Below are 14365 nucleotides of genomic sequence, written 5' to 3'. Positions count from 1 at the left end.
TCAGAGATGGCGGCGTCGCGCTGCGGCTTGACGGTCGTACTCCTCCCGGGCCTTGATCGTCGACGGTCGGGTCGCGGTCTCGGCCACAGGAACATCCCACCATGCCTGGGCCGGCGGCGGGCCCGACACTGTGTCTGCCGTTTCGGTCTCGACGTAGACACATGTGGGACGGTCCGACGAACGCGCCTCCGCGAGGGCTTCCCGCAGGTCACGCACGGTTTTGGCGCGGATGACATGCAGCCCGAGGGAGGCGGCGTTGGCGGCCAGGTCGACCGGGAGCGGCGCGCCGGTGTACGTGCCGTCGGGGGCCCGGAAGCGGTACGCCGTGCCGAAGCGCTCGGCGCCGACCGACTCGGAGAGGCCGCCGATGGAGGCGTAGCCGTGGTTCTGCAGGATCACGACCTTGATGGGCAGGCTCTCCTGGACGGCGGTGACGATTTCGGTGGGATTCATCAGATACGTACCATCGCCGACCAGGGCCCAGACGGGCCGGTGCGCGGCGGCGAGCTGCACGCCGATGGCGGCCGGGATCTCGTAGCCCATGCAGGAGTAGCCGTACTCGACGTGGTACTGGTCGCGGGACCTGGTCCGCCACAGTTTGTGCAGGTCACCGGGGAGCGATCCGGCGGCGTTGATGACGATGTCGTCGTGCGTGACGAGACTGTCGAGTACGCCGAGGACCTGGACCTGGGTGGGGCGGGCGTCCTCGTCGGGCACGGCGTACGCGGCGGTGACCCGCTCCTCCCACCGCGCCTTCGCCTCGGTGTACGCGGCCACGTGGGCGTCGGGGACGCGGTGGCCCTTGAGGGCCTGCGTGAGGACCTGGAGCCCGGCGCGGGCGTCCGCGACCAGGGGCAGCGCGGCCATCTTGTGGGCGTCGAAGCCGGTGATGTTGAGGTTGAGGAAGCGGACGTCCGGGTCCTCGAAGAGGGTCGAGGACGCGGTGGTGAAGTCGGAGTAGCGGGTGCCGACGCCGATCACCAGGTCGGCGGTGCGGGCGAGTTCGTCGGCGGTGGCGGTGCCGGTGTGCCCGATGGCGCCGACGTCGCAGGGGTGGTCGTACGGGAGCGAGCCCTTGCCCGCCTGGGTGGAGGCGACGGGGACGCCGGTGGCCTCGGCGAAGATCGCCAGGGCGGACTCGGCGCCGCTGTGGTGGACGCCGCCGCCCGCGATCAGCAGGGGCCGCCGCGCTTCCTGCAACGCCCTTACCGCTGCGGCGAGTTCATGCTGGTCGGGCTGCTGGGCCCGGACCCGCCAGACGCGTTCCGCGAAGAACTCCTCCGGCCAGTCGTACGCCTCGGCCTGTACGTCCTGCGGCAGCGCGAGCGTGACCGCGCCGGTCTGCGCGGGGTCGGCCAGGACGCGCATCGCGGCGAGCGCGGCGGGGATCAGCGCCTCGGGGCGGTTGACGCGGTCGAAGAACCGGGACACCGGGCGCAGACAGTCGTTGACCGAGATGTCGCCGGCGTACGGGACTTCGAGCTGCTGGAGTACGGGGTCGGCGGGGCGGGTCGCGAAGGTGTCGCCGGGCAGCAGCAGCACCGGGATGTGGTTGATGGTCGCGAGGGCGGCGCCGGTGACGAGGTTGGTGGCGCCGGGGCCGATGGACGTGGTCACCGCGTGCGCGGACAGCCGGCCGCTCTGGCGGGCGTATCCGACGGCGGCGTGCACCATGGCCTGCTCGTTGCGGCCCTGGTAGTACGGCATGTCCGCTGAGCCGGGCTCCAGGAGTGCCTGGCCGATGCCCGCCACATTGCCGTGGCCGAAGATGCCCCAGGTGCCGGCGATCAGCCGGTTGCGGACGCCGTCGCGCTCGGTGTGCTGCACGGCAAGGAAGGCGACCAGGGCCTGGGCGGTGGTCAGTCGGCGGGTGCGGCCCTTCGGGGGTCCGCCGGTGTCGGCTCGGGGAGTGGTCATCGTGGGTCCTCCGGTCCGTACAGCGGCAGGCGCGGGTCGACGGGCTGTGCGGGCCAGGTGTCGCGGATCCACCCATGGTCGGGGTGGTCGCGGATCAGCCACTGCCGCTCCTCCCCCGGGCCCGCCATGACGTTGAGGTAGTACAGGGTGTGGCCGGGCGAGGCGATGGACGGGCCGTGCCAGCCGTCGGGGATCAGGACGGCGTCGCCGGTGCGGACCTCGGCGAGTACGTCCGTACCGCCGGGGCGGGATGGCGAGACGCGGTGGTAGCCGAGACCGTCGCCGCCACCGGTTTCTGCGGTCTCCCTCCCCTCGATCTCGAAGTAGTAGATCTCTTCGAGCTCGGCCTCCTCGCCGGGGCGTTGCTCGTCGTGCTTGTGCGGGGGGTACGAGGACCAGTTGCCGCCGGGGGTGAGGACTTCGACGGCGATGAGCCGGTCGCAGTCGAAGGTGTCGGCGGCGGCGAAGTTGTTGACCTGGCGCGAGCAGTTGCCGGTGCCGCGCAGCTCGACGGGTACCTCCGGCGCGGGGCCGTAGCGGGCGGGGAGCTGTCGCTCGCACCTCGCTCCTGCCAGGGCGAAGCGGCCTCCCGCACCGGAGGCGATCTGGGCGTGGGCGTCGCGCGGCACGTACGCGAAGTCAGTGACTCCGCTGAACACGCTGTCTCTGCCCCGCAGTTCGATGATCTCTCCATCGACGAGGACCGTACAGCCGCCGGTCAGCGGCAGCACGATCCACTCGCTGTCCCCGGCGGTGAGCAACTGGGAGCCACCGGCGGCCAGTTCCAGCACGCGCAGGCTTGAGCGGCTCCAGCCGGCCCGCTCGGGGTCGATGTCGAGGGCGTACGGCCCGCGGGCCGAGGTCCCGGCCCGTACATGCATGTCGTTCATGTCATTCATGTCGTTGCCACCGGGGTGTTCATGGATCCTGTCGTCCGTCATGACTTGTCCCTACCCGTCCCTCACCGTCTCCTACAGCAGCCCTACGGCGGTGTCGACCGCCCCCGTCACGTCTCCGTCGGCCGGATAGAGCAACGAGCGGCCGACGACCAGACCCTGCACGGTCGGCAGCCGCAGCGCCTTGCGCCACTTCTCGTACGCGCCGTCCTGGTCGGCGCCGACCTCGCCGCCCAACAGCACAGCGGGCAGCGTCGAGGTCTCCATGACCCGGGCCATGTCGTCGGGGTCCGCGGTGACGGGGACCTTCAGCCAGGTGTACGCCGATGAGCCGCCGAGCCCGGAGGCGATGGCGATGGAACGGGTGACGGCCTCGGGGCTCAGGTCGTTGTGCAGCTTTCCCGCCACGCGGCGGGAGATGAACGGCTCCACGAAGACCGGAAGCCGCCGCTCCGCCATCGCGTCGACCGTACGGGCGGCGGAGTGGAGGGTGTCGAGGGATCCGGCGTCCTCGTAGTCGATGCGCAGGAGCAGTTTGCCCGCGTCGAAGCCGTGGCGCTCCAGGTCCTGGGGGCGGTGGCCGGTGAAGCGGTCGTCGAGCTCAAAGGCGGCGCCCGCGAGCCCGCCGCGATTCATGGAGCCGACCACGACCTTGTCCTCTAGAGCGCCGAGGAGGAGCAGGTCGTCGAGGATGTCGGCGGTGGCGAGCACCCCGTCGACGCCGGGGCGGGAGAGGGCGAGGCAGAGCCGCTCAAGGAGGTCGGCGCGGTTGGCCATGGCGAACACACGGTCGCCGACCCCGAGTGCACCGCGGGCCGGGTGGTCGGCGGCGACGATCATGAGCCGCCCGCTGTCGCCGACCAGTGGCCGGCGGCGCCGACGCGCGGCAGCCTCGGCGATGGCCTCGGGGTGACGGGTGCGCACCCGTACGAGCTCGGAGATGCGAATGCCGGCACTCACGACGCGGCTCCGGGGGCGGGGGGTGATGTGGGCGGGTGAGGCTGTGCGGGTTGCGGCGGGACTTCGCCACCCGCGAGCACCTCGGCGACCTCCGCCGGATACGGCATCGCGGAGGAGCAGGCCAGCCGGGAGGCGACGATGGCACCCGCCGCGTTGGCGTACCGCATGGTGGCCTCCAGGTCCCAGCCGGCCAGCAGCCCGTGGCACAGGGCCCCGCCGAATGCGTCGCCCGCGCCGAGCCCGTTGAGCACCTCCACGGGGACGGGCGGCACCTCGGCCGTCGTACCGTCGCGGTGGACGGCGAGGACGCCCTTGGGCCCCTGCTTGACGACGGCGAGCTCGACCCCGGCGGCGAGCAGGGCGCGGGCGGCGGCGTGCGGCTCCCGCTCGCCCGTGGCGACCTCGCACTCGTCGAGGTTGCCGACGGCGACGGTGGCATGGCGCAGGGCCTCGGCGTAGTACGTACGGGCCGCGCCCGGGTCCGCCCAGAACATCGGCCGCCAGTCGAGGTCGAAGACGGTGATCCCGGCGGAGCGCTCCTCCGCAGATCGCGCCCCCGCATCCTCAGTCCCGCTCCGCGCGGCCAGCGCCGCGAGCGTCGCCGCGCGGCTCGGCTCGGCGCTCAGGCCCGTGCCCGTCATCCAGAAGATCCGCGCCGAACGGATCGCGTCGAGGTCAAGATCGTCGGCGTAGATCTCCAGGTCCGGGGCCTTGGGCTGCCGGTAGAAGTACAGCGGGAAGTTGTCGGGCGGGAAGATCTCGCAGAAGGTCACCGGAGTCGGCAGGTCCGCGACGCCCGTCACCCACCGGTCGTCGACCCCGAACCGCCCCAGCTCCTGGTGGAGATAGTCGCCGAACGGGTCCTGTCCGGTGCGGGTGATCACGGCCGTACGGCGGCCCAGCCTGGCCGCGGCAACCGCGACATTGGTCGCGGAGCCGCCCAGGAACTTGCCGAAGGTCTCGACCTCCGCCAGCGCGACCCCGGCCCGCAGCGGATAGAGGTCCACTCCGATCCGGCCCATCGTGATGAGGTCGTACGAAGGCACGCCCCGAGAGGGCGAGTCGCTCGAATGTGAGCCGTACGAGTGCGAATTGGGCGGCATACGCGTCCCTCCGGTTCTGCGACGGATCCAGGTCTAGTCGGCCCGGCCGCGCCCTGTCAACATTTTGTCCTGACATTCGGACTAACCCTTGACACCCCTCTCGAACGGCCGGAAAGCTGGCGGCCATGAGCACTTCCCCCGCACCCGCTTCCGTGCCCGCGCTGACCCGCATCCGGATCGGTTCCGCCCCCGACTCCTGGGGCGTGTGGTTCCCCGAAGATCCGCAGCAGGTGCCGTGGGAACGTTTCCTCGACGAGGTCGCCGAGGCCGGTTACCCCTGGATCGAGCTCGGCCCGTACGGCTACCTGCCGACCGATCCGGCCCGCCTCACCAACGAGACCGCGCGCCGCGGCCTCCAGGTCTCCGCCGGCACCGTCTTCACGGGGCTGCACCGCGGGAGTGAGGTCTGGGACGAGACGTGGAAGCACGTCTCGGACATCGCCGAGCTGACCCGGGCCATGGGCGCGGAGCACCTGGTCGTCATCCCGTCCTTCTGGCGCGACGACAAGACAGGCGAGGTCCTGGAGGACCGCACGCTCACCCCCGCGCAGTGGCGGTCGCTCACCACGCAGACGGAGCGGCTCGGCCGTGAGGTGCGTGAGCGGTACGGGCTGAAGATCGTCGTCCATCCGCACGCGGACACCCACATCGACAGCGAGGAGAACGTCAACCGCTTCCTGGACGCGACCGACCCCTCCCTGGTCTCGCTCTGCCTGGACACCGGCCACTACGCGTACTGCGGCGGGGACAGCGTCAAGCTGATCGAGACGTACGGGGAGCGGATCGGCTATCTGCACCTCAAGCAGGTGGACCCGCGGATCCTGGCCGATGTGGTCGCGGACGGGGTGCCGTTCGGGCCGGCCGTCGGGCGGGGCGTGATGTGCGAGCCGCCGACCGGGGTGCCCGCGCTGGAGCCCGTACTGGCGGCGGCGCAGCGGCTGGACGTCGAGCTGTTCGCGATCGTCGAACAGGACATGTACCCGTGCCCGCCGGACAAGCCACTTCCGATCGCACGGCGCACCCGCCGATTCCTTCGCTCCTGCGGCGCGTAGACAGGACCTGCGGCGCGTGGACAGGACCTCCGGCGCATGGACAGGAGTCGCCCTGCACCCTCCCTCCCCATGCATCACAAATGTCTCATCCATGCGGTTCCTGTCACACATGTCTCGATTACGCGGGTCTTACGTCACAGGCCCTCAACAGCCCCTCCCTTCCCGTCACTCTGCGTCGTTCATCGGGCACAGGCTGAGTGATCGCCAGCGTTCGCGCCCCAGATCCCCCGATGGCCCCCCGGCCAACGCTGAGGCGCACGCAAGGAGGTGCCACCGATGACTGACCGCAGGCTCTGGTCGTACAAGGAGATCGCCGCACACATCAGCGTGCAGCCGGACACCGTGCGTTCGTACCGGAAGCACGGACTGCTTCCGCCACCCGATCACGTCGAGGGGGGCAAGCCCTACTGGTACGCGGACACCATCCGGACCTGGGTGTCACGCAGGCCTGGCAACAGAGGCCGCAAGGAGTGAGCTCGACGCGGGGCCCCGCACCACTCCTCCGAACGCCGGCACGGGCCCCGCGACACGATCCGGTGATTTGTCGCAGCCATACCCCCGAGGGGTATAGTGTGGTGTGCGTCAGTGAGTGACACGTACGCCGTGACACGTATGCAGTGACGTACGCCGTGACACGCCTTCGAAGAGGAGAACGACATGACCGCCGAGACCGAGACGACGACCGAGGCAACCCCGACCGGCTCCTGCTGCTCGCCGACCGGGTCCTGCCACGACAGTCCCTCGTCGGAGGCCGAGTCGGGCGCCGTCACCACCGTCTACCGGGTGACCGGGATGACCTGCGGTCACTGCGAGGGCGCCGTCGCCGCCGAGGTCTCCGAGATCCCCGGTGTCACCTCCGTGCAGGCCGTGTCCGCCACCGGTCTGGTGACCGTGGTCTCCAAGGCCCCGCTCGACGAGGAGGCCGTACGCGCCGCGGTCGACGAGGCGGGCTACGAGCTCGCCGGACAGGCCTGACCACTCCGCGGCACCCCGTCAGGCCGGGCCGTACCGGACCAGCTCATACTGGTCCCCGTACGGCCCGGCCTGCTTTCTGGAGCAACACATAGTGGACACCTCTCAGGTGGAGCTCACCATCGGCGGGATGACCTGCGCCTCGTGCGCGGCCCGCGTCGAGAAGAAGCTCAACCGCATGGACGGCGTTTTCGCCACCGTCAACTACGCGACGGAGAAGGCGCGGATCAGTTACGTCGACGGGGTGCTGATCCCCGACCTGATCGCCACCGTCGAGAAGACCGGCTACACGGCCGAGGAACCGCCGCCGCCCACCGCAGCGCCGCAGGAGCCCGCGACGGCCGGCCAGGACGCCGGGCTCGCCTCGCTGCGGCAGCGGCTGCTGGTCTCGCTCACGCTCTCGCTGCCCGTCATCGCGATGGCGATGATCCCCTCGCTCCAGTTCGACAACTGGCAGTGGCTCTCGCTGACGCTCGCGTCGCCGGTCGTCGTCTGGGGCGGGCTGCCCTTCCACCGGGCCGCCTGGACCAACGTCAGGCACGGCGCGGCCACCATGGACACCCTCGTGTCCATCGGCACGCTCGCCGCGTACGGCTGGTCGCTGTGGGCCCTGTTCTTCGGCCAGGCTGGCATGACGGGCATGCGCCACGGCTTCGAGCTGACCGCGTCACGCACCGACGGGGCGTCCGCGATCTACCTCGAAGTCGCCGCCGGAGTCATCACGTTCATCCTTCTCGGCCGCTTCCTTGAGGCGCAGTCCAAGCGGAAGGCGGGCGCGGCCCTGCGCGCGCTGCTCGACCTCGGCTCCAAGGACGTGGCGGTGCTGAGAGGCGGCAGCGAGGTACGTATCCCGGTCGCCGGCCTCTGTGTCGGCGACCGCTTCGTCGTACGCCCCGGGGAGAAGATCGCCACCGACGGCACGGTCACCGAGGGCTCTTCCGCGGTGGACACGTCCATGCTGACCGGCGAGTCCGTACCGGTGGAGGTGACCGTGGGCGACGCCGTCACCGGCGCCACCATGAACACCTCGGGCCGCATCGTCGTCGAGGCCACCCGTGTCGGCGCCGACACCCAACTCGCCAGGATGGCCCGCCTCGTCGAGGACGCCCAGAACGGCAAGGCGCAGGTGCAGCGGCTCGCCGACCGCATCTCCGCGGTCTTCGTACCCGTGGTGCTGCTCATCGCTCTGGGCACGCTCGTCACCTGGCTGCTGGTGACGGACGACCCGACCGCGTCCTTCACCGCCGCCGTGGCGGTACTGATCATCGCCTGCCCGTGTGCTCTGGGCCTGGCCACCCCGACCGCCCTGATGGTCGGCACGGGGCGCGGGGCGCAGCTCGGCATCCTGATCAAGGGGCCCGAGGTGCTGGAGTCGACCCGGCGGGTGGACACCGTCGTCCTGGACAAGACAGGCACGGTCACCACCGGCCACATGGAGCTCCAGGGCGTCTTCGCCGCACCCGGCACCGACGAGGCCGAACTGCTGCGCCTGGCGGGCGCCTTGGAGCACGCCTCCGAGCACCCGATCGCCCGCGCGATCGCAGCCGGCGCCGCCGCACGCGGGCCGCTGACCGTCCCGGAGAGCTTCGAGAGTGTCGCGGGGCACGGGGTGCGCGGTGTGGTCGACGGGCACCGCGTGCTCGTCGGGCGCGGTGAGCTGCTCGCCGAGGCCAGCCTGAAGCTGCCGGACGAGCTGGCCGCCGCGAAGGCCGACGCGGAGGCGGAGGGCCGTACGGCGGTGATCGTGGCCTGGGACGGGGAGGCGCGCGGCGTCCTCACCGTCGCCGACGCGGTGAAGGAGACCAGCGCGCAGGCCGTCACCCAGCTGCGCGCCCTGGGCCTCACCCCGGTCCTGCTGACCGGCGACAACCGGGCCGTCGCCGAGTCGGTGGCGCGCGCGGTCGGCATCACCGAGGTGTACGCCGAGGTCCTCCCCCAGGACAAGGCCGACCTGGTGAAGCGGCTCCAGGCGGAGGGCCGAAGCGTCGCGATGGTCGGCGACGGGGTGAACGACGCGGCCGCACTGGCCACCGCCGACCTGGGGCTCGCGATGGGCACCGGGACGGACGCCGCGATCGAGGCGGGCGATCTCACGCTCGTACGTGGAGATCTCAGGGTGGCGGCGGACGCCATCCGACTGTCGCGCCGGACCCTCGCCACCATCAAGGGGAATCTCTTCTGGGCCTTCGGCTACAACGTCGCGGCACTGCCGCTGGCCGCCGCCGGGCTGCTCAACCCCATGATCGCCGGATTCGCGATGGCCTTTTCCTCGGTGTTCGTAGTGACAAACAGCCTCCGGCTGCGTACCTTCACATGACGCACACAAAGTGACTCAGGTCACCGTGATTTGAGGGTAACCATATGGGCCACTCGCGAGTCTAAGTGGGCGATGCCAAGGACGTCTTGGGGGACGTTCACGAAATGTCTTGGGGGACATTTCGGGCAAGCGTAAGCCGGGGCACGTGCAACCGGGGAGCTTTGAGCGGCCCTCCCGTACGTACGGGTCCCGGCAGACCGCGCAAGAAGAGCTCCCGCAACCCACAGACGCCCGGCCGGATCCCGTGGGGGGAATCCGCTCGGGAAATGGGAAGCGCCCCGTATTGTCGACCCGTGGGGGGATCGGCAGCGGGGCGCTTTCCGCATTTCAGCGGGAGACGCGGTGGTGCGTCAGCGAGGTGGTCGGGGCGCGTCAGTAACCCTCGACCGGGGTGAACTCCCGCAGGACCTCACCCGTGGCTGTGCCGGCCCGGGGGATGCCCCCGGACCTCCAGCCGGTCGCGTCAGCGACCCTCGACCGGAGTGAACTCCCGCAGGACCTCACCCGTGTAAATCTGGCGCGGGCGGCCGATGCGCGACCCCGGCTCCTTGATCATCTCGTGCCACTGGGCGATCCAGCCCGGGAGACGGCCCAGCGCGAAGAGCACCGTGAACATCTCGGTCGGGAAGCCCATGGCCCGGTAGATCAGGCCGGTGTAGAAGTCGACGTTCGGGTAGAGCTTGCGCTCCACGAAGTACTCGTCGGCCAGCGCGTGCTCTTCGAGCTTGAGCGCGATGTCGAGCAGCTCGTCGTCCTTGCCCAGGGCGGAGAGAACGTCGTGCGCCGCAGCCTTGATGATCTTCGCCCGGGGGTCGAAGTTCTTGTAGACGCGGTGCCCGAAGCCCATGAGCTTCACGCCGTCTTCCTTGTTCTTCACCTTGCGGATGAAGTTGTCGACGTCGCCGCCGTCTGCCTGGATGCCTTCCAGCATCTCAAGGACGGACTGGTTGGCGCCCCCATGAAGCGGGCCCCACAGCGCGCTGATGCCGGCGGAGATCGAGGCGAACATGTTCGCCTGCGAGGAGCCGACCAGACGCACGGTGGACGTCGAACAGTTCTGCTCGTGGTCCGCGTGCAGGATCAGCAGCTTCTCCAGCGCGGAGACCACGACCGGGTCCGGCACGTACTCCTGCGCAGGCACCGAGAAGGTCATGCGCAGGAAATTCTCGACGTACCCGAGGTCGTTGCGCGGGTAGACGAAGGGGTGCCCGATCGACTTCTTGTACGCGTACGCCGCGATGGTCGGAAGCTTGGCGAGCAGACGGATCGTCGAAAGGTGACGCTGCTGCTCGTCGAACGGGTTATGGCTGTCCTGGTAGAACGTGGACAGCGCGCTGACCACCGAGGACAGCATCGCCATCGGGTGCGCGTCACGCGGGAAGCCGTCGAAGAACCGCTTGACGTCCTCGTGCAGCAGCGTGTGCTGGGTGATCTCGTTCTTGAAGGTCGCAAGCTCGTCGACCTTGGGGAGCTCACCGTTGATCAACAGGTAAGCCACCTCGGCGAAGGTGGAGCTTTCGGCAAGCTGCTCGATCGGGTATCCCCGGTAGCGCAGGATGCCCTGCTCACCGTCGAGATAGGTGACAGCGGATTTATAGGCGGCGGTATTGCCGTACCCACTGTCCAACGTCACCAGGCCGGTCTGCGCCCGGAGCTTCCCGATGTCGAAGCCCTTGTCGCCGACGGTGCTGTCGATCACCGGGTAGGTGTATTCGTCATCGCCGTACCGCAGTACTACAGAGTTGTCGCTCACGTCATCCCTCACCGACGTAGTGCCTCTTCTTCGAGGTGCCCTGACTGTCTCTACCATCCCCCACTTGGCTCAGGAGAGTGCACTCGGGGTCGACCATCAGGCCTATTGGCGGCACTCAGTGCCGCCAACCTGGTCATCCTGCCCTCTTCGCCCCAGTTACGAGAAGTCCTGGATGGCGTTTCCTACCAATGGTCCTCTATGAGACGTTTTGAGAGTCGGTGGTCGAGAGCCGTGCACCGCCTGCCCGCGGAGACCGTGCGGACAGCCTGGCCGATCGCTTTTCTGGAGCCGACGAGGACAACCAGCTTCTTGGCTCTGGTCACCGCCGTGTACAGCAGGTTCCGCTGGAGCATCATCCACGCTCCGGTGGTGACCGGGATCACCACCGCGGGATATTCGCTTCCCTGTGAACGGTGGATCGTCATGGCGTACGCGTGCGCCAGCTCGTCCAACTCGTCGAAGTCGTACGCGACCTCCTCGTCCTCGTCGGTCAGCACGGTCAGGCGCTGCTCGTCCAGGTCGAGCGAGGTGACCACGCCCAAGGTGCCGTTGAAGACCCCGTTGAGCCCCTTCTCGTAATTATTGCGAATCTGGGTGACCTTGTCTCCGACGCGGAAGACCCTGCCGCCGAATCTCTTCTCGGGAAGGTCGGGCCTGGCGGGCGTAATCGCTTGCTGGAGCAGGGCGTTGAGGTTGCCGGCGCCCGCCGGGCCTCGGTGCATCGGAGCGAGGACCTGGATGTCGCGCCGCGGATCGAGGCCGAACTTGGCGGGAATGCGCCGGGCCGCCACATCCACCGCGAGCTTTCCCGCCTCCTCCGACTCCTCCTCCACGAAGAGGAAGAAGTCCGGCAGACCCTGAGTGATGGGCTGGACACCGGAGTTGATGCGGTGCGCGTTGGTGACGACACCGGACTCCTGGGCCTGCCGGAAGATCCGGGTGAGGCGGACGGACGGGACCGGGCCGCCGTCCGCGAGCAGATCGCGCAGCACCTCACCGGCGCCGACCGAGGGCAGTTGGTCGACATCCCCGACGAGCAGCAGGTGCGCGCCCGGCGCGACGGCCTTCACCAGCTTGTTGGCGAGGAGGAGATCAAGCATCGAGGCCTCGTCGACGACGACCAGATCGGCGTCGAGCGGCCGGTCCTTGTCGTACGCCGCGTCGCCGCCCGGCTTGAGTTCGAGCAGGCGGTGCACGGTGGACGCGTCGGCGCCGGTCAGCTCGGCGAGGCGCTTGGCGGCGCGCCCGGTGGGGGCCGCGAGGACCACCTTGGCCTTCTTGGCGCGGGCCAGCTCCACCACCGACCGGACCGTGAACGACTTGCCGCAGCCGGGACCGCCCGTGAGCACCGCGACCTTCTCGCTGAGCGCCAGCTTGACGGCCGCCTCCTGCTCGGGCGCGAGACTGGCGCCCGTACGCTCCCCCAGCCAGGCCAGCGCCTTGTCCCAGGCCACGTCCCGGAAGGCCGGCATCCGGTCCTCGTCCGTGCGCAGCAGCCGCAACACCTGGGCGGCCAGGGAGATCTCGGCGCGGTGGAAGGGCACGAGATAGACGGCGGTGACGGGCTCGACGCCGTCAGGCCCGGGGACCTTTTCCCGTACGACGCCCTCCTCGGCGGCGAGTTCGGCGAGGCAGTCGATGACCAGGCCCGTATCGACCTGGAGCAGCTTGACCGCGTCGCTGATCAGCCGCTCCTCGGGGAGGTAGCAGTGGCCCTGGTCGGTGGACTGCGACAGCGCGTACTGGAGCCCGGCCTTGACCCGCTCCGGGCTGTCGTGCGGGATGCCGACGGCCTGGGCGATGCGGTCGGCGGTGAGGAAGCCGATGCCCCATACGTCGGACGCCAGCCGGTAGGGCTGGTTCTTCACCACGGAGATCGAGGCGTCGGCGTACTTCTTGTAGATCCGCACGGCGATCGAGGTGGAGACGCCGACCCCCTGGAGGAAGATCATGACCTCCTTGATGGCCTTCTGCTCCTCCCAGGCAGCGCCGATCAGCTTGGTGCGCTTGGGGCCCAGGCCGGGGACCTCCACGAGGCGCTTGGGCTCGCGCTCGATGATGTCGAGGGTGTCGACGCCGAAGTGTGTGGTGATCCGGTCGGCCATGACGGGACCGATGCCCTTGATCAGGCCGGAGCCGAGGTAGCGGCGGATGCCCTGGATGGTCGCGGGGAGGATGGTCGTGTAGTTCTCGACGGTGAACTGCTTGCCGTACTGCGGGTGCGACCCCCAACGGCCTTCCATGCGCAGCGATTCACCGGGCTGGGCGCCGAGCAGCGAACCGACGACGGTGAGCAGATCGCCGGCGCCTCTGCCGGTGTCGACGCGGCCGACCGTGTAGCCGGATTCCTCGTTGGCGTACGTGATCCGCTCCAGGACGCCTTCGAGGACGGCCTGGTGGGGTGCTGGCGCTGGGCTGGACATGATCCGACGCTACCGGGCGGCGCTGACAGCCCGGTACGGGGCCGTCAGCGGGATCATGGTCGCGGGGCCGCCCACACGCCTTCCGGGCTCAGGTCTCTCGGCATTCCTGGCCGGCCCCGGGGGCGATCCGCACCGCGTCCAGCCGGGCCCCCCGGCTCTCCGCGACCCGCGTGACGTCATGAAGCGACTCGCTCAACCGGCTCGCGAGGAAGTGCGCCGATGGCTGGTGGACCTGGAGACGAAGTATGCCGATCACTTCGCGGCTGTGGCCGAGCTGGAGCAACAGGCAATCTGTATCCGGCAGTTCGGACAGAGACGTTGTCATTCGAACGGAGCGTGCCCGGGTTCTCGACGGGCCGTTGCGTCCCGTCATTTGGACGCTGCTGGACGAGTCGGTCCTCCGGCGCCAGGTCGGGGGGCCACTCGTCATGGCAGAGCAGCTGCACCGGATCGCGGACCTGGCGGAGTCGGGGCGCCTGCGGTTGCATGTGCTGCCGTTCAAGGTGGGGGCACACGCACTACTGGAGAGCCTGCTCACTCAGATGGATTTCCAGGACTCTGCGCCACTCGCCTACGTCGAGGGCCTCTTTACCGGCCACTTGATGGACGATCCAGCCCTGGTGGCTGGGTGCCGCACGGCCTACGATCTTGCGCTGAGTGACGCGTTGTCCCAGCAGGAATCACTGGCCCTCGTCAGGGCGGTAGCAGAGGAATACGAACATGGTCCGCAGTGAACACACCGTTCCCGACTCCTCCACGCTGACCGGCTGGTACAAGTCCAGCTTCAGCGGCGGTGGGCAAGGTGAGTGCCTTGAGGTCGCGCGCGGATATGGCGACGTGCCGGTGCGGGACAGCAAGGCCTTGACCGGCCCCGCGGTGGTTTTCCCTGCGGAGGTCTGGTCATCGTTCCTCACTGCCGTCAAGGGCGGCTCTTTCATCGCCTGAATATGGCGACGCCAGGGCGGCATCCGG

At 69.4% G+C, this 14365-nt stretch carries 11 protein-coding genes and 1 pseudogene; 6 read left to right on the top strand and 6 right to left on the bottom strand.

The window, feature by feature from the left end:
• The 4 genes from iolD to iolC form a co-directional block, all read right to left on the bottom strand.
• Nucleotides 1–1917 carry a 3D-(3,5/4)-trihydroxycyclohexane-1,2-dione acylhydrolase (decyclizing) gene (gene iolD / locus ABCR94_RS06785; protein WP_347118127.1) on the bottom strand — a complete coding sequence of 639 codons (1917 nt, stop codon included), beginning with the start codon at nt 1915–1917 and terminating at the stop codon, nt 1–3.
• Entirely contained in the window at nt 1914–2816 is a 903-nt protein-coding gene (gene iolB, locus ABCR94_RS06780; RefSeq protein WP_347118485.1) for a 5-deoxy-glucuronate isomerase, read from the bottom strand. The genes iolD and iolB overlap by 4 nt, the downstream gene beginning before the upstream one ends.
• A 72-nt stretch (nt 2817–2888) precedes the next feature.
• Complete coding sequence (locus ABCR94_RS06775) at nt 2889–3755, bottom strand: Cgl0159 family (beta/alpha)8-fold protein (protein WP_521976469.1); 867 nt, start codon at nt 3753–3755, stop codon at nt 2889–2891.
• Nucleotides 3756–3769: 14 nt separating this feature from the next.
• Nucleotides 3770–4876: a 5-dehydro-2-deoxygluconokinase gene (iolC, locus tag ABCR94_RS06770; protein ID WP_521976320.1), complete on the bottom strand. Its 1107-nt coding sequence runs from the start codon at nt 4874–4876 to the stop codon at nt 3770–3772.
• Between the two features lie 125 nt (nt 4877–5001).
• On the opposite strand from iolC, the gene ABCR94_RS06765 reads away from it, so the two are divergent.
• The 4 genes from ABCR94_RS06765 to ABCR94_RS06750 all read left to right on the top strand — a co-directional run bounded on the left by ABCR94_RS06765 (nt 5002) and on the right by ABCR94_RS06750 (nt 9217).
• Nucleotides 5002–5928, top strand: a complete 927-nt coding sequence (locus ABCR94_RS06765; protein WP_347118124.1) for a sugar phosphate isomerase/epimerase family protein — start codon at nt 5002–5004, stop codon at nt 5926–5928.
• 276 nt (nt 5929–6204) lie between these two features.
• Nucleotides 6205–6402 (top strand): helix-turn-helix transcriptional regulator, encoded by a 198-nt coding sequence (locus ABCR94_RS06760; RefSeq protein WP_347118123.1) that lies wholly within the window; start codon nt 6205–6207, stop codon nt 6400–6402.
• A 183-nt stretch (nt 6403–6585) separates the two neighbouring features.
• Entirely contained in the window at nt 6586–6903 is a 318-nt protein-coding gene (locus ABCR94_RS06755; protein WP_347118122.1) for a heavy-metal-associated domain-containing protein, read from the top strand.
• Between the two features lie 91 nt (nt 6904–6994).
• Nucleotides 6995–9217 (top strand): heavy metal translocating P-type ATPase, encoded by a 2223-nt coding sequence (locus ABCR94_RS06750; RefSeq protein ID WP_347118121.1) that lies wholly within the window; start codon nt 6995–6997, stop codon nt 9215–9217.
• Nucleotides 9218–9680: 463 nt separating this feature from the next.
• Here ABCR94_RS06750 and ABCR94_RS06745 read toward each other — a convergent pair whose 3' ends face one another.
• Nucleotides 9681–10970 (bottom strand): citrate synthase, encoded by a 1290-nt coding sequence (locus tag ABCR94_RS06745; protein WP_347118120.1) that lies wholly within the window; start codon nt 10968–10970, stop codon nt 9681–9683.
• Between the two features lie 182 nt (nt 10971–11152).
• Nucleotides 11153–13393, bottom strand: a complete 2241-nt coding sequence (gene recD2 / locus ABCR94_RS06740) for an SF1B family DNA helicase RecD2 (RefSeq protein WP_347118119.1) — start codon at nt 13391–13393, stop codon at nt 11153–11155.
• Between recD2 and ABCR94_RS06730 the strand changes: the two are divergent.
• Both ABCR94_RS06730 and ABCR94_RS06725 read left to right on the top strand, forming a co-directional pair.
• Nucleotides 13392–14127: pseudogene (locus ABCR94_RS06730) on the top strand (DUF5753 domain-containing protein). The gene recD2 and the pseudogene ABCR94_RS06730 sit on opposite strands and share 2 nt — an antisense overlap.
• Entirely contained in the window at nt 14114–14338 is a 225-nt protein-coding gene (locus ABCR94_RS06725) for a DUF397 domain-containing protein (RefSeq protein WP_347118116.1), read from the top strand. The pseudogene ABCR94_RS06730 and the gene ABCR94_RS06725 overlap by 14 nt, the downstream one beginning before the upstream one ends.
• Nucleotides 14339–14365: the final 27 nt, after the last annotated feature.

Source organism: Streptomyces changchenzhani (genome assembly GCF_039766235.1).
In the GTDB taxonomy this organism is placed as follows: Bacteria; Actinomycetota; Actinomycetes; order Streptomycetales; family Streptomycetaceae; genus Streptomyces.
This window is presented reverse-complemented; position numbering and strand designations above follow the sequence as displayed.